This window comes from Shewanella sp. NKUCC05_KAH, assembly GCF_019345585.1.
GTDB classification, from domain to species: Bacteria; Pseudomonadota; Gammaproteobacteria; order Enterobacterales; family Shewanellaceae; genus Shewanella; species Shewanella oncorhynchi.
The window spans coordinates 127,011-142,632 of sequence record NZ_JAHKQZ010000006.1 but is presented as its reverse complement, the minus strand read 5'-3'; the positions used below and the strand labels follow the sequence as shown (position 1 = coordinate 142,632).

The following is a 15,622-nucleotide window of genomic DNA, read 5'->3' as shown; positions in this document are numbered from 1 at the left end:
AGGCTTGATAAAGTATTATCACGAGAGTGTCATCGCGAATAGCGAGATTATAGCCTGAGTTGCGCTGTTATTGAAAAGCCTCAATGTAAGCTCATGCTTAACCCATCGACCAGTGGTATTAATAGTCAATTAACGCATCGACCATCACATATGATGGCCGACATTGTGCGAGAAACGACTAGAGGGTGTTTTGCCAAGTCGATGGGCGAGAGTAACGTGCGCCATCTTTGACTCTAGCGCGGATGTGTTTGACATCATTAAGCTTGAACGCTTGGCGGTAGCTTAGCCAAGGTCCTGAGTCGAGTTGGTATTCCAACTCGGCATTGGGATATAAGCTATTGAGCACTAACTGCTGATGTTCAACACGTATCCCAGGCGGTGATATGCGATAGAAAATTCCCGCTTTTGCTAACTTAGGTTGTACTTTATTGGCGTAAACCGCAGCGAATATTTGCCAATCCTGTTTGAGCACTTGCTCGACTTGGCCATTGAGTTGGCGGGCAAAATGTTGAGTTTGCTGGCTATAGATTTTACCTTGATAATCATAGGCTAATTCCCATGGAGCCTTATGCCATGCCCGTTCGGCAAGGGCGACCATGCGCGGGAATAACATGTATTCTGCTTGCTCGTCCGATTGCACCATTTCGCTCCAAAGATGTCCCTGCAAGCCGTAAAAACGGTGTCCCGGTTTGAGCTGGCTGCGGCTATCGTCCGACACAAATGGCTGATTTAAGCTATTGTGCCAGCGCTCGGCATGTGCGGGCAGATTATCGGGCATAAAGCTAAACACCTTAAAACTGTCTATTGCCCTCGAGGCCCAATGATTGCCGCGCTCATCTGGATGGCTAGCGTAGGGGAAATCGAAATAGGTGACTTCTGGCGTTGAGATAACGACCTTCCATCTAAGATTTGCTTGCTTATGGGCGATTTGATGGCCGTTGTTTGAAATCTGCGACCAAGCGTTAGATTGCACTTGGGCGGGCATGTTTTCGGGGCGCACTTCACCCATGCCATCATTCCAACCAGCGGCAATAATTCCTTTCTCTGCCAACATGTTCGCAACTCGCTCGATAAAGTAACCATTGAGCGAATGCAGTCCGGCAAACTCATCGGCTTTTTGTTTTTTCATTGCGATACACGCGGGGGATTCTACCCAAGCGCCCGCGGTTTCATCGGCGCCTATGTGGTAATGCACTAAAGGAATGCCTACGGCTTGGTGCATCTTTTTAACTTCATCAATCACAGTATCGATAAAGTGATAGGTGCTCGGCAGACACACATTGAGTGTGTTGTCGTGGTAATACTGAATCGACGAATATTGGGTTTTATCTGTAAATTCAGTCAGTAAAAACTCCTCCGCCTTAGCTTTGTCTCCCTTGGCGAGGTAATGGTGATAACGCGCCTCCATGGATTTTATTGCGGCGCGTGAATGCCCCGGCATGTCCAGTGAAGGGATCACTTCGATATGGTGAGCATCAGCCAGTTGTAATATTGCTTGGTATTGCGCCACGGTTAAGTAGCCATCGACGGGGTTTACGTCCGCTATGCCGCTGCCCAGTTGTGGCAATAAACAGGTTTGCTCGGTTAAATCGAAACAGCGTTTTGCGCCCACATCGGTCAGTTCAGGTAAGCCGGGGATGGCTAAACGCCAGCCTTCATCGTCGGCTAAGTGCAAATGCAGCTTATTGATTTTATAGGCGGCGAGCTGTGGGATAATGCGTTTAATAAAATCGAGCGAGTGAAAGTTACGGGCTAAATCGATATGCAGGCCGCGAAAGGCGTAGCGAGGTTGGTCTTGGATCTCGATGGCGACGAGTTGATCGTCACTTAAACTGATCAGCCCAGCTAGGCTCTGTAGGCCATAAAAGAGTCCCGCTTCACTGCTCGCTCGAATACTGATTTGCTCAGCCGTTATGGTTAACCGATAGGCTTCGCTGTTTTTAATTTCACTATCATAGGCTTCAGTGCTTGCGACTTTAGGAGCTTGAGTATCGAGTTGCAATAATAGCGGCGTGCCTTTGTCCTTGGCCGAAAAGCCTAAAGAATCGAGGTAATCAAATGCCGCTTGCCGTCCTTTAAAATCGACAGTCGCAGCCGTGAGTCGATAACCTTTGGCAAGGGATAAAGGCGCCGAGTTTAGGCTTTGGCTATGAAGTGGCGTGGGGATGAGTTTGCCGCTAATGTCAGGTGCTTTGTCTGCGGCTAAAGCTTGATATTGCTCTGCTAAATACTTGCCATCGGCAAAGGGGGTTGCATCGTTTTTTGCCAGTAAGAATTGTTTCTCTGCATTAAAAGGCGCCAGGTAGTCTTGCTCGGCTAAACCTGTTTCTTTATCGCGCCTTGTTTGAGTGCTCTTTATGACCTGCGCCTTATCGCCCATAGCGACAAAGAAGTTTGACATAAACTCGGAACGGGTGATTTGGCTACCTTGGCTATAAAACTCAATACGATAAACCTGATCGGCGACGAAGCCCTTAAAGCTGGCTTTAGGAGTGATTTTGTGTAAATCGCCATTGATATGCTCAATGCTAAAGTCACCCGCATCGACGAAATAAACGGGCGATAACTGGCTGAAATAAATTTGCCAATCGCCATGATTTAACTCTTCATTAGATAACTTGTCGTTGGATAACTGAGCGGGCAAGGTCAGCTCAATGGCGGAGTGATAGCACTGGGTTTCTTTAGCGGGACAGGTTTCAAGATAACTGGCGGTTAACTGATAATTTAATTGGAGCTTATCGGCCAATTGATTCAGCGCGACATGATTTGCCTCCTGCACGGCATTGGCGGCCTGTACTGATGGCATAACAAGTATTGAAAGCACAGGCATCGCGGGAAGCACGGCCATTACGCCGCTGATTAAGGCCGTCTTAATCCTCTGCCACTTTATTTTCCCTTTCGTTAGTCCTTTCACTTAGCTAAGTCCTTTTGTTGTAAAAACCATTGCGCGGCACCTATGAGGGCTGCATTGTGATGTTGGCTGGCTGAAATCGTCAAGTCTGTCAGTTGCGGGCCATAGACTAAACTTTGCAATTTCTGTTTAAGCGCTTCAATAAAAAAGGGAAAGCTTTGGCTGACTGAGCCGCCAAGGATGATATCTTTGGGATCGTATACTAGTAAGGTTTGGGCGATCATGTGCGCCAAGTGTTCGCCAAAATGGGCGAAGGCTTGTAGCGCTTGGCTGTCACCTTCACAGGCTTTTTGGTACAAATGCTCACCACTAATCTGGTGATGAGTGGTGAAGTATTGCCCCGAGCAGTAGTGCTCAATAATGCCATCGCGATAGCTCAAACTGCCGATTTCTCCTGCGGCGCAATGTTTACCCGAATACAACTGACCATTAAAAATCACCCCAGCGCCTACGCCTGTGCCTAAGGTAATCCCGAGCATGTCTTGATTGCTGTTGAGCACAGCTTCGCCAAGGGCAAAGAGGTTAGCGTCGTTATTCACAACAACATCCATTTCAAAGGTATTTTGCAGTTGCTGGGCTAACTGCGTTGCTGTCAGCGCAGGGATGTTGAGCACTTCGAGTAAAGTGCCGCTCTGCATATCCACCATGCCGGGTATCCCGATGGAAATACCACAGGTTTCAGATGTGAGGTGGCTGTGGATACAGGTCACGAGGAAATCTAATAATTGTTCAAAATTGCCATCGGCGGGAACAGGATACCGCCAAGTGTCGAGTAAGGTTTTACCTTCCACCTGTGCCAACATCAGTTTAGTTCCCCCAAGATCTAAACATAGGACGCTCATAATAGCTTGTTGCCTCTCGTGTTGTTTGTTGCCATCGACTCGTTATTCTTTGAGGCCGCTTTTGTTGAAAATAATGTGGTGTTTTTAATCAAGGGACGAGCCGTTAGGGCCACATAACCTATGTAAGCCATAGGGATTAACAGCACTAACATCCCGAGCCGTAACTCGCCGGATAGCTCACTGATAACACCAATGATCGGCGAGATAAACGCACCGCCGATAATGCCAGTACAGAGAATGCCGGCGAATGAGCCATGATCTTGAGTGCGCGAATTGAGCGCCAACGAGAAGATCACCGACCACATGATAGAAATGAAAAAGCCAACCAATGGGAAACAAATTAATGCTAGTTGGCTCGGTCCCCAAATCGCCACCAGAAAACAAACCAGTGAACTAAGGGAAAAACTGAGCAGCAAGATCTGACTGTCGATAAGTTTAAGTAGCAGTAAACCGAGTAGGCAGCCGAGCGTCATGTAAAACCAAAAATCGCTAACCACATTGGCGCCGACACTTAAGGTATCAAGATCATGATATTGCAGCAAAAAGACTGAGATACTGTTAGCAAGCCCTTGCTCAAGCGCAACGTAGGCGGCGATAGCGAAGAAGAATTTCAAAACGGTTTTATCTTTGAAAAGGCGTAAATGGGTCTCGAGGGCACCTGCCGACTCATCTGCCAGTTTATTCACTTTGGGCATCTTCACTAGGCTGGCAAAGAGCACCATGGCGAGCGCGACCACGGCGAATAACCAATACATGGCGAGCCAACTCATGTTCTCTGGCAATAGCTGTTGCACATAGTTGGCTGATGCAACACTGGCTTGATCTAAGGCGACAAAATGCTGATACACCAGCGGCGCTAAGGTCGCGGCGCCGCCAAAGGCAAGTTGGGCCAGTACGGAGAAAAAGGCAAAATGCTCTGCCCCCGCAGCTTGTCGCAATAAGGGATTCACTGCTACCTGCAATAAACTCATGCCAGTGCCAATACAAAACAGGCTAAACATGGCGATGCTAAAGGTTGGCAGACACACAAAAGTCACGGCGCCGATAAACGCTAGGCTAAAGGCTAAGATGATCACCCGCTTTTCACCGTACTTGTCCACCAAAATCCCCGCAGGAATCGATGTCACGCCGTAGGCGATAAAAAACGCAAAGGGAAATAACCCCGCCAACGTCAGGCCGATAGCATAACTGTCAATTAACGCAGGGAAAATCGGCCCCATGCTGTTGGTCATCAAAGAAATCACAAAGAAAGTGCAGAGAACAAACAGAATGATGAGTTTGTGTTTCATGTGCTTAGCCAATTGAATTAAGTGAAATTCATTGTGGCTTGACGCTCGCCTTGGTGGTGATACGAATGGTGCCTCTGTCGATACTTTTCTCACATAGTCAAATCGTGTTCGCGCTGATTGGGCTGATTTACATCAGGTGCTGTAAATACTTGCTGTAGATAGTGGGCAGCAGATAGCTGCTGCGGATGAGCATAGAGAAAACCATGTTTTAGCCTCTGCTGATAAAGTGTTTACTTGTAAAATAGTTACCTTTAATTAACATTGGGTAGAATAGTATCGGAGTGGCGGATTTTAGTATCACTGCAAGGCTGACTTGCTATAGACAATAGTGCGCGTGGCACTGCTATTTCTCGGCTCAAATAGGTCACAGCTGGCATTTAAAAATAAGGACTAAGTGGTTGAATAATTAAACAGGGTGGAATAACCGCTAGCTTGAGTGAATGCGTTGTTGTGTAAGGGCTGATTGAAGCTAAGGAAAAGGAATGAGCAACTGGAGTTTAATGGATGAAACCTCTGTGTGAAAAAGTGATCCCCGATGAAAATAGCTCTTGGCGTTACTTTCGTTATGAATGGGACCACATGGATCTCAATTGGCATTATCACCCCGAGTACGAAATCTGCTTAACCCTCAACAGTTATGGTATGCGTTATGTGGGCGACCATATTGCCCGCTATGGCGATTATGATTTAGTGATCATAGGTCCCGACATGCCCCACGGCTGGCAATCCGAGGCGAACCTTGGTGTTTCAACTGACGAGATATCAAATGGCAACGCGCTAAAAGACGGCACTTCGAATGCGAGGGTGCAGGAAGTCGTTTATGTGGCACAAATTCCAGCGGTCTGGCTACACCAAATTGTGAATGAGCAACGTGAGTTAGCGTCTTTGCATTCACTTTTGACCCATGCCAAACGAGGTGTGTTGTTTAGTGAGGAAACGGCGCGTAAGGCCCATAGTGTGTTTATCGCGATGGAGACGGCCAATCCTTTTAGACGCTATATTTTGTTATTGGAATTATTAGCGTTATTACAACAGGATAGTCAGCAAGAACTCTTGTCGAGCACCTTGTTTACCCACGGTAGTAAACTCGACTTTACCGTGAAAAAACTCGATAAAGTGATCGAGCATATCTATGACAATTACACTCAGGCCTTGTCGGCACAGGATTTGGCAAAGTTGGCGCATATGAGCACCAATCACTTCCATCGCTTCTTTAAAAAACGCACCGAGAAAACCTTAACTGAGTTTATCAATCAACTCAGGATCGCTAAGGCGTGCAAGTTACTGCTGTCAAATCAAAGTCCGATATCAACCATCAGCGATCAGTGTGGTTTCAATAACTTATCCAATTTTAATCGGCGCTTTATTCAATTTAAAGGTGTCACGCCGAGTCGTTTTCGTCAGTGCTTTAGCAGTAAACAAAGGGCAATTTAACCATTCTTATCATGGATGCTTAGGCTGAAAATACTGCTCCACTAAGGTTTGGCTGTAGTGTATCGCTTGCGCCGTGATCTCCGCTGAAATCGGCTCAAATGGGCGCTTCAGTTTTGGGTCGTGGTAATCCATTCCCGCTAACAGCGCATACCAAGAAGGGCGAAAGTAGGCGAGTTGCTGATCGTATTGGTAAAGCAGTAAATCAAAGTCTTCCCCTTGATACCAAGCTTGCAATAGTTGCGTCAGCCTTTGGGAAATGGTGACTTTTCTCGCCGCCAACCAATAGGGTTCGCTGCGCTGGCTGGTGACATAATGGGCCTGAATATAATCCTTTATGCCGAGCACTAACTGCATGACCGCCTGATTGAGTGTTTGTCGACTTAAGGTCTCTGCCTGCTTATTCAATTGATAGCGCTCGAATAACGACATAAATTTTTCAAGGGTGAATTGGGTCATCATGATCGACGTGGCTTCGAGCGGTTCGATAAAACTTTGCGCGAGTCCTATCGCCAGTACATTGTTGTGCCAAGCCTTGTCACTGACACCGACCCGCATCTTGAGAAACCGTACTTGGGTTGATTCAGGCAGATCAACACTGTGCAATAATTCTTTGGCCGCGGCATTGGCACTGAGGTGGCGACTGCTATAAACATAGCCATTGCCAAGCCTGTGGGTGAGGGGGATTTGCCATAGCCAGCCCGCACTGAGCGCCGTTGCGCGGGTATGGTACTTGGCTTGCTGTGCTTGGGTTTGCAGTGCATGGTTTTGTAGATCATGGGTTTGCTGTGTTTGAGTGGTGTCCATTAATGCTGGTACAGGAACAGTGACGGCGCTGTCGTTGAGCAGTTCATTGGCGAAGGATTGAAAGGGTACGCCTAGGGTTTTATGAATTAACTTAGCGCTAAAGCCGCTGGCATCGATAAAAAAGTCGGCGTTAAGTCGTTCGCCATTCGCCAGCATCAAGGCGTCTATATGTTGATTTTGGGTTGTTGAAACTTCAATGACATCGCCGATGAGGTGTTTTACGCCGCGTTGGCAAGCGTATTCTTTTAAGTAGTTGGCAAGTTCAGTAGCATCGAAATGATAGCCGTATTCGTTAGCGTAGGGTAATGCTTTATTCGGCCTTGGGCTGAGATTGCGTTTCGCCAATACACCACTCGAGAAAAACGCATCGGGTTTTACTGCATGACCATGCCCTCGGCGTCTTGCATTGGCGTTGATAAAGAAAACTTCAGCGGGTTTCACATCCATTTGACAATAGAAGGGGTGAAAGTATTGCTGCTCGTCGCCATTCCAGTTGATGAAATCGATGCCGGTTTTATAGCTGGCGTGGCATTGTTCCATCCAATCTTTTTCGCTAATGCCTAAGTTGTCCATAAAGCGTTTTAAGTGTGGCGTTGAACCTTCGCCAACGCCAATGGTGCCTATGTTGTCCGATTCCACTAAACAGAGTTCAATGGCGGCAAATACGGGGTTATTCGCGAGGGCGGCCGCGGCCATCCAACCTGCGGTGCCGCCACCTAAGATAATGATTTTTCTGATTGCTTGCTTTACTTTCATGGCTTATCCCCGCTGCATTATCAACGCAAAAAGCCGACCCTAAGGTCGGCTATGGTGTGACTTATAGTTTAAAATTTGTAGCTGGCACCGACGAAATAGCGTGAACCAAATTCGATGGTGTTTTGGGTTAATCCGTATTTAACATCATAGGATTGCACCACTTCATTGGTTAAGTTAACCCCTTCGAGTGAGATATCTAAGTTCTCCATTGCATGCCAAATAATCGAGGCATCGACTTGTTGATAGCTGTCGTTTAACACGTTTTGAATATTACCCACGCCTAAGTATTCTGAACGCCAGTTATAGGCGATACGGGCGCTGAACAGATCATCTTCGTAGAAGAGTGAACCGTTGAAGGAGTTTTCTGACACACCTTCAATCATCTGCTCTGTGCCATCGGGGCGCGTGCTCTTACTGTCAACATAGGTGTAGTTAGTTAAGAAGCCAAAACCGCTTTCAAAGTTATGCTGTAGCTGGATTTCAAGCCCAGTCACTGAGCCGCTGCCGCCGTTGGCAGGAGCTGTGACGCGGCATTTATCCCACTCAGATTCTGACGCGCCGCAACCTTCAATATACTGAGTCGACTCAGTGACAAACACTACGTTATCAATATCTTTGTAGAACAAGGCCGCCGACAGCATAGAAGATTCAGTGAAGTACCATTCGATGCCAAGGTCGGCTTGGTTCGCCTTATAGGGTTTCAAATTCGGATTACCGCCGGTCGCAGTACCAAAGTTTTTCGCTATGGCTAAGCCAGGTTTAAGATCGCTGTAGTTGTTACGCGCCATCACAGCAGAGGCCGAGGCACGTAGGATTAGATCTTCTTGTAGATCAAAGGCGACGTTGATACTCGGTAACCAATTATCGTAATTAACGGATTCATTGTAGGGCTTGCCATCGGCAAAACCGGTTGAGGTTTGGTCTGTGTTAACGTAACGCAAACCAAAGTTGCCACGATAGAATTCGCCGCTAAAATCCGCTTGGGCGTACAGGGCCAACATATCCTCTTCGACAGAGAAGGTGTTACCGAGATCGGCGACTTCCACTAACTCGCCATTGGCGTATTTCTCGCTGATAAACGCCCACCATTTGTCTTCATCTAACTTGGCATAGGAGTCGAGTACATTGCCGCCACTCTGGGAATGCAGGCCAGACAGTACGCCATCGCTCCAGTTGGCTAGGTTGCCATTGGGCACGAAACCTAGGATTTCTGCGGGGTTACGATTGAAGGCATTACGCTCGAAATCACTGGTGTTGTACTTAATCCCGACCGCAATTTTATTAATAAAATCATGATCGAGTTGATATTCGAAGTCAGACTGTGCGTAGGTGACTTTATGATCTTGCACTGTGGTTTCGTAGTTGGCTTCCTGCGCATGCTTGAACTGGCTAGCATCGTTGGCATCTAGGCTCGTGAGCACCACTTGATAGGGACCTGTGGCATCGTAACTAAAGCCACCATCGACACTGCCTTGACCATTAGGGAAGGCGGGATCGCCAATTTTGCCGCCTTGGTCCGTCGCAGGGATCCACCAAGAAGATGAGCCACCTTGGGTGCCGCCATCTGAGGTCGATTGGCCAATGACGCCGCTAAGGGTGAAACTGTCCCCGACGTATTTTCCGGTTAAGTTGAGTACGTCAGACTTCATATTGACCGCGTGGCGTACCACAGGGTTATAAATAATCGACGCATACGCTGGCAGAATCGTTGCCGATGCTGTGCCGCCTTGGGCGTTATTTACTACGTTGGTGGAGCCCGAACCGCGGGCGCCAACGGTTAAGAAGTTATGGTTTACGTGGGGGATATCGAGTTCAAAATTAAAGTAATCTAAGGTGAACTCTGTTTTTTCAGTCGGTACAAATTGCAGTGTAACTTGGGCACTGGTCCTTTCACGTTCGGCCCTAAATGCTTGTGAGCCAATCCCCCACGCCCCTACAGTTGATTCTTGGTTTTGTGCAGGATCAGCGGAAAAGTACTCATAGTAACCGCTGAGCGATTCTAATACATGCCGACCACTGGTGAGTTTTTCTACTGAGTAAGCGCCTAAAATACCAAATTTTTCATCGTCATTTTTCCAGCTTCCGACGAAAGATCCACTCGGATCTGTTTCATCGTACAGGCTGCTTTGGCTCAACTCACCCGCCACTTGATAAGTGTGAGCATCGAGATCTAAGGGCTTACGGGTTTTGAGATCGACAGTGCCGCCCAGCGCACCTTCTTCAAGGCTAGCGGTTGGCGTTTTGTGGACTTCAACCGCACTGACTTGCTCGGCTGACAATAATTCCATGTTGAAGGTACGAGTGGCAGGACCAAGATCATACCAAGAGGTGCTCGCAACGGTTTGACCGTTCAGCAAAATACGACTCTGTTCTGGCGCGGTACCGCGAATGGTGACCCCGCTCACTTCACCGTATTGCCTATCGACCGTTACCCCAGAAATTCGTTGCAGTGCATCACCAATGTTTTTATCGGGAAACTTACCGATATCTTCCGAGGTGATGGCATCGACCGTGGAGTCGGCGAAGCGTTTGGTATTCATTGAGGCTTCAATCGAGCGACGTATGCCGCGTACTTGGATCACCTCAATATTTTCTGCGGTTGCCTCTTGTTGCTCCGCCGCGACTGCGGTTGAGCTCATCCCGAACAAGGCGTTAGCGATACATAATGCGAGCAAAGAGCTCTTAAATAGTTGACCTTCTGACATGTTATTGCATCCCTGTAGTGCTTTTATGTTGTTTTTTTCTCCAGTTAACTTACCTGTTATCGAATTGTTGATGCGGTACTTTTCACACTAGGATTGGTATTTTTCTATTGTCTTTGAAGCCTTGGGTAAGGGGATGGTTAATACCAATCGTATTAAATATCTGTTCATTCAGCGGGAATTCAACGCGCTTTAGACAAGGCGAAGGCTTGAAGGCATAGTGGTGCTCTGTCGAAAGCCTTAAACGCAGTATAAAGCGCGTTGAAACCCGCCCTTTGGGAGCCACACAGGCATTCCACTCCGGTGTTGCATTGACTTAAAAGGGAATGACCATTTCTGCGTCAATGCGCCTTGGATTGAAATGCCTGTGAGGCTCTGAACTGATTAGATATTTAATGTGATTGGTATAACTGGGGCAAAGGCAGGATTTATCGACTTAGCGTAGAAAAGTATGGCTTGTTGCTAGGATGGTATAACTAATGCCGGCGGGATTACTCACTATAGATAAGCTAAACGGATGAGTGAACTCGCTGTCTACAGGTTATGAATTAACCAGTGCGTAAAGAGAACTAACTTATTCATCTTTAAACATTATTTATAGGATGAAATCATGAAACTGAAATCGATAGCCGTTGCAGTTGGGCTTTGTGTTGCGAGCTTGAGTACTGGCTTAAGTGCGGCCTACGCCAGCGATAAAACCATTTACCTTACCTTTGATGATGGTCCAATTGACGCGACCTTAGGGCTGTTAGATGCGTTAAAGGATGCCAATATTAAGGCGACGTTCTTTATTAATGCGTTTCATATGTATGGCGAAGGAGATGAAAACGAGGCATTAGCGGCTGTCGCCCTACAACGTTTGCTAGACGATGGTCATATTCTGGCAAACCACAGTTACGATCATATGCTGCATAACTGCACTGATGGCGTGCAATCTGGGGCGGCATATTGTAATCAAGTTGGACTCTGGCCTGTAAAATCCTATCAAGATGCGGCCACCGATTTCACCTATTTTGTGACGAACACGGCCAAAGTGGTTGAACTTATTCCTAATGCCTCCAGTTATCCCAATAACAAGATGACTAAGTTGGCACGTTTGCCTTACACCAATGGTTGGCGAGTGACCAGTAAACTCAAAGGCGACGGCTTGTGTGCGACATCCGATACAGTGCCGCCTTGGGACCCCGCTTTTGCTTGTACCGCAGAAACCTCGACCAACAGTTCGCAAGTTGCGGTGCAAATTCAAAACATGCTCGCCGAGAGTGACTATAAAATATTTGGCTGGGATCTAGACTGGGGACCAGAGGATTGGGGGGTTGCCTTTCCTGCTGAATCTATGGCCGATGGGGTTGAGCTGGTGGCAAAAGTCAATCAAGTGATTAACACCTGCGCAGGAACGACGATGAATCCGCTTAACAGTCGTACGCAGAACTTAGATTGTAGTGATGGTTTACATAACGGGAAAGTGGTTATCTTGACCCACGACTTCCTGTTTGAGAATGCGCACCGCGGACAAGGTGCAACCATCAACTTGCCTAAAATTAAGCGTTTTGTTGAAGAAGCTCAGCGTCAAGGGTATCGTTTTGATACGCTAGATAATTATGCCCCTGCTTGGCAGGATCAGCATAATTATCAACTACCTGAGTTTGTGTCCTATCAAGATAAAATCTATTCCTTAGTGCAAGCGCATTTCTCCCAAAGCAATTGGCAACCAAGCCAGACCCCTGCCTTGTGGAAAAACGAAAAGTAGTGATGTATTGGGCTGAGTATTTACTCGGCCCATCATATTGGTCGAGTAAAAGGCATGTTGCTGAACTTAGCCTGACAAAATTCAAAATAGCGGCATTTTTTACACTTTACCCACTTCGCTTTAACTCAGTATCTGTAATACTGCTCCGACATTGATTTGAAGTTTATCGGTGTTAGAAAAGTAGCGCATAACGAGCGCGATTGGGGAGAGAAGATGAGTACGTTTGTAAAATTAACCATAGCGGCAACCTTAGTGGTATTAGCCTTACTTGCTGCGGGTATTTACCGTTTCAACATGACCAATGATGATATTTATATGGTGATGGAAGATGGACAGGTGATGCAATACGATGAAGCCATGGCGCATGAAAAAACTCAGGCTCAGGTGAATGAGATCGAAACTGTGACACCTTTTGAGGTAAAGCCTGTGGCGAATGCATCGGAAGTGATGCTCAAACTCTTTAGCTTAAATACCGCCAATCCTGTTGAAATAACGCTGCCTGAGGGCGGCAAGTCCGTTGCACTGACACATTTTATTAAGATCAAGCAAACAGAGTTTGCTATGGGCGACTACCAAGATGGTGAGGTAAAAGGTCGAGCATTACTCGATTACTTGCGCATTACACCGTTAAATTTCGATCCCGCTCTAGAGCCGGACACCCAAAGTGACGCACCGATTCAAGATGATCCTAAAATGCAAACTATGCCCTTTGTGGCGCCCTTTATTGTGACGACTCAAGGTTCAGGCGTATTTTGGTATCTTGGATTGTTTAATCTGGATTTTAAACACAATAGCTTGAAACACTTAGGCAGTGTCATGCTTGGCGATCGAATCGAAGTGGATAGTATTGAACCTGTTTATCCTTTTGAAGCCCCATTCAAAATTGCTGTGACTTATCGCGATAGAGCGTCTGACCAACCTATGTCTGAAAGCCCTGAAATAGTCAAAACCATAGAGATGGTAGTGAGTGAGACCAGCATACATAAGTAGCGTGTAAATGCCATTATGGATCTACGCAGGCTTATGCTAAGTTGTTTTTCGGTAAGTGGGTGATGTTTGCTTCAATAGCAAGCGTTAGCAGGTAATAGGTCAGCATAAGATTTCGACAAGGAGAGTGTCATGCAAGTTAGCAAAATCACTGGGAAATTTGATGTTAAGCTCACTCCTGATAGCCCCTATGCTACTGGCATTGGTGGTGTGACGTTAGGACGTATGGGCTTAGATAAAACCTTTTATGGTGAGCTTGAGGGGCGCAGCAAAGGGGAAATGCTCAGTGCTATGACGTCAGTCAAGGGCTCAGCTGGCTATGTGGCCATTGAACAAGTGGTTGGTAACTTGTGTGGTAAGCAGGGCAGTTTTGTATTACAACATTTTGGAATTATGACCGATGGACAAAATCGTCTGATCTTAGAAGTGGTACCCCATTCTGGGGCGGGGGAGTTGCAGGGGTTAACTGGCACTATGACCATCAATATTGAGAATGGCCAACATTTTTATGCATTCCAGTTTGGCTTTGAAGCTTAGTTTGACTTTGAAGCTTAGTTTGGCTTTGAAGCTTGAATAACGCCTGTGTTTTAGCTCAGTTTTCTGTAACTCTTCTCCTTTATGATCATTCGAGTCATCTGAATTCACCCTTTTTAATTTAAGCGAGTAGGTCTTTTCGATTGGGTCTGAAAATGGGCATAAAAAAACCAGCTGAGGCTGGTTTTTTTGATTCTTTTTTCATAAAGCACTATCGAACCTTGAGTCTAGATCGGCGTGCTGTTACTTAAAATACGTTTAATTTAAAAAATGCCGTTGTCACGAGAGTTAAGACACTTTTTTAACAACTTTAATTTTATCAACGACCTTTTTCACATCGTCGGTATTTTCGGCAATTTTCAGTGCTAGTTGACGTTCGGCATCGCTGGCAACTTCACCTTTCAATGTCACTATGCCATTGGCAACATCCACATTAATTTGGGTGCCGGATACGTCAGTTGAAAACAGTAAACGCGTTTTGATGACTGTTGCAACTTTAGAGTCAGTTAAGGTGGCAACAACTTCACTGGTGCCTTCTTTTTCATTCATCACAGTGAGTTGGTTATCGACATCTTTCACCCCATCTAAGCTCTTGATGAGCTCTGTGGCGAGGGCTTTATCCACACTGCTTTCCACTTTACCTGTTAACGTCACTTTACCATCTTTGACATCTGTAATGATGTCGAAGGAATTGAGATTCGTGTTGAGCAGTAAAGTGGTTTCTGCTTTACCATCGATCCACGCATCCTTGGTTCCGCCTTTCCAATCTTGGGCGGCAGCCACATTTAAACTGATTGAACCGACAAGTAAAGCCACTAGTACTGATGCTGTTGTAGTTTTCATAATCATATCCTCCGTTGTTTTCTCGAAGCTAGATAATGCGCCAATCGTGCCAATGTTTTTAAGGTAATGATTTTTAACGTTTAAATTGTTTTATCTGGCGTTTTTATACCTTGGCATTTTCCTTTAGGTCGGTCTTTTTTACCGACAAAATGTAATTTTTTCTGGCATGCTGAGCCATCATTCGAGCATAAAAAACCGCACTCATCAGTGCGGTATTATGTCTGTATTAAAAGTGGAGGGGAGTCGGTTAAATATGGCTCACTTAGCGACAGGGAATTAATGGTGATTGAGCGATCCCGTACCGTCGTAACTCATTTGCAGCCAAGCGGCGCCTTCTGCAAGTTGGTTTGCAAGTTGTGGCTGATGCGCTTGCCTTACTGCTTGTTTTATTTGGATTAGCACTTGCTGTTCTATGTCGACAAGGGCGGTCATAGCCTGCGAAATTTGGCACTGTTGCAACAATTCTGTTGCTTGAGTATAAGTGACGGGCACGGTGTGACTTAGGCCATTAATTGGCTCGTCAGCCAAACTTCTCAGCTGTTCAAACCGAGTTAACATTCGTTGGTGGATGTTAGCTTTGGCGGAAAAAACACGCTTAAGATTATAGTCTTCGACATACCTCCTCGCTTGGTTGTAAAATGTGAGTCCTTCCTGATTCAGCTTGATGATTTCATCGATCAACATGATATCGGCGCGGATATCAGTCTGATGTTGCACAACATTAGACTTCATTATGGGCCTCCTAATGCCAGTGTTCGACATAGATTGTT

At 46.4% G+C, this 15,622-nt stretch carries 12 protein-coding genes; 4 read left to right on the top strand and 8 right to left on the bottom strand.

What is annotated here, in order from left to right; translation table 11 throughout:
- Positions 1–178: 178 nt before the first annotated feature.
- The 3 genes from KO533_RS07955 to KO533_RS07945 are packed head-to-tail and all read right to left on the bottom strand — an operon-like array spanning position 179 to position 5,042.
- Positions 179–2,914: a family 20 glycosylhydrolase gene (locus tag KO533_RS07955; RefSeq protein ID WP_219253581.1), complete on the bottom strand. Its 2,736-nt coding sequence runs from the start codon at positions 2,912–2,914 to the stop codon at positions 179–181.
- Complete coding sequence (locus KO533_RS07950; protein ID WP_219253580.1) at positions 2,911–3,753, bottom strand: ROK family protein; 843 nt, start codon at positions 3,751–3,753, stop codon at positions 2,911–2,913. Before KO533_RS07950 ends, KO533_RS07955 begins: the two co-directional genes overlap by 4 nt.
- Positions 3,750–5,042 (bottom strand): MFS transporter, encoded by a 1,293-nt coding sequence (locus tag KO533_RS07945; protein ID WP_219253579.1) that lies wholly within the window; start codon positions 5,040–5,042, stop codon positions 3,750–3,752. The genes KO533_RS07950 and KO533_RS07945 overlap by 4 nt, the downstream gene beginning before the upstream one ends.
- Before the next feature lie 504 nt (positions 5,043–5,546).
- On the opposite strand from KO533_RS07945, the gene KO533_RS07940 reads away from it, so the two are divergent.
- Positions 5,547–6,476, top strand: coding sequence for an AraC family transcriptional regulator (locus KO533_RS07940; protein WP_106649980.1), 930 nt, complete (start codon positions 5,547–5,549; stop codon positions 6,474–6,476).
- A gap of 9 nt (positions 6,477–6,485) precedes the next feature.
- Here the strand turns inward: KO533_RS07940 and KO533_RS07935 are convergent, their stop codons facing one another.
- From KO533_RS07935 to KO533_RS22840, 3 genes are all read right to left on the bottom strand, one after another.
- Complete coding sequence (locus tag KO533_RS07935; RefSeq protein ID WP_219253576.1) at positions 6,486–8,036, bottom strand: tryptophan halogenase family protein; 1,551 nt, start codon at positions 8,034–8,036, stop codon at positions 6,486–6,488.
- A gap of 68 nt (positions 8,037–8,104) precedes the next feature.
- Complete coding sequence (locus tag KO533_RS07930) at positions 8,105–10,741, bottom strand: TonB-dependent receptor (protein ID WP_219253574.1); 2,637 nt, start codon at positions 10,739–10,741, stop codon at positions 8,105–8,107.
- An 82-nt stretch (positions 10,742–10,823) separates the two neighbouring features.
- Positions 10,824–11,024 (bottom strand): hypothetical protein, encoded by a 201-nt coding sequence (locus tag KO533_RS22840; protein WP_346014697.1) that lies wholly within the window; start codon positions 11,022–11,024, stop codon positions 10,824–10,826.
- A 324-nt stretch (positions 11,025–11,348) separates the two neighbouring features.
- Between KO533_RS22840 and KO533_RS07925 the strand changes: the two genes are divergently transcribed.
- From KO533_RS07925 to KO533_RS07915, 3 genes are all read left to right on the top strand, one after another.
- Entirely contained in the window at positions 11,349–12,488 is a 1,140-nt protein-coding gene (locus KO533_RS07925) for a polysaccharide deacetylase family protein (protein WP_219253572.1), read from the top strand.
- A gap of 213 nt (positions 12,489–12,701) precedes the next feature.
- Positions 12,702–13,478 (top strand): hypothetical protein, encoded by a 777-nt coding sequence (locus KO533_RS07920; RefSeq protein ID WP_219253570.1) that lies wholly within the window; start codon positions 12,702–12,704, stop codon positions 13,476–13,478.
- 129 nt (positions 13,479–13,607) lie between these two features.
- Entirely contained in the window at positions 13,608–14,012 is a 405-nt protein-coding gene (locus KO533_RS07915) for a DUF3224 domain-containing protein (protein WP_131525327.1), read from the top strand.
- 285 nt (positions 14,013–14,297) lie between these two features.
- Here the strand turns inward: KO533_RS07915 and KO533_RS07910 are convergent, their stop codons facing one another.
- Positions 14,298–14,852 carry a BON domain-containing protein gene (locus KO533_RS07910; RefSeq protein WP_105249747.1) on the bottom strand — a complete coding sequence of 185 codons (555 nt, stop codon included), beginning with the start codon at positions 14,850–14,852 and terminating at the stop codon, positions 14,298–14,300.
- Positions 14,853–15,128: 276 nt separating this feature from the next.
- The gene (locus KO533_RS07905; protein ID WP_219253568.1) at positions 15,129–15,584 is read right to left on the bottom strand and encodes a glutamyl-tRNA reductase; all 456 of its coding nucleotides are present in this window, start codon (positions 15,582–15,584) and stop codon (positions 15,129–15,131) included.
- Positions 15,585–15,622 lie beyond the last annotated feature (38 nt).

Excerpts from the sequence above, each read along its gene's own strand:
- KO533_RS07950 (WP_219253580.1), bottom strand. The coding sequence starts at position 3,753 with ATGAGCGTCCTATGTTTAGATCTTGGGGGAACTAAACTGATGTTGGCA.
- KO533_RS07945 (WP_219253579.1), bottom strand. The coding sequence starts at position 5,042 with ATGAAACACAAACTCATCATTCTGTTTGTTCTCTGCACTTTCTTTGTG.
- KO533_RS07940 (WP_106649980.1), top strand. The coding sequence starts at position 5,547 with ATGAAACCTCTGTGTGAAAAAGTGATCCCCGATGAAAATAGCTCTTGG.
- KO533_RS07935 (WP_219253576.1), bottom strand. The coding sequence starts at position 8,036 with ATGAAAGTAAAGCAAGCAATCAGAAAAATCATTATCTTAGGTGGCGGC.
- KO533_RS07930 (WP_219253574.1), bottom strand. The coding sequence starts at position 10,741 with ATGTCAGAAGGTCAACTATTTAAGAGCTCTTTGCTCGCATTATGTATC.
- KO533_RS07925 (WP_219253572.1), top strand. The coding sequence starts at position 11,349 with ATGAAACTGAAATCGATAGCCGTTGCAGTTGGGCTTTGTGTTGCGAGC.
- KO533_RS07920 (WP_219253570.1), top strand. The coding sequence starts at position 12,702 with ATGAGTACGTTTGTAAAATTAACCATAGCGGCAACCTTAGTGGTATTA.
- KO533_RS07915 (WP_131525327.1), top strand. The coding sequence starts at position 13,608 with ATGCAAGTTAGCAAAATCACTGGGAAATTTGATGTTAAGCTCACTCCT.
- KO533_RS07910 (WP_105249747.1), bottom strand. The coding sequence starts at position 14,852 with ATGAAAACTACAACAGCATCAGTACTAGTGGCTTTACTTGTCGGTTCA.
- KO533_RS07905 (WP_219253568.1), bottom strand. The coding sequence starts at position 15,584 with ATGAAGTCTAATGTTGTGCAACATCAGACTGATATCCGCGCCGATATC.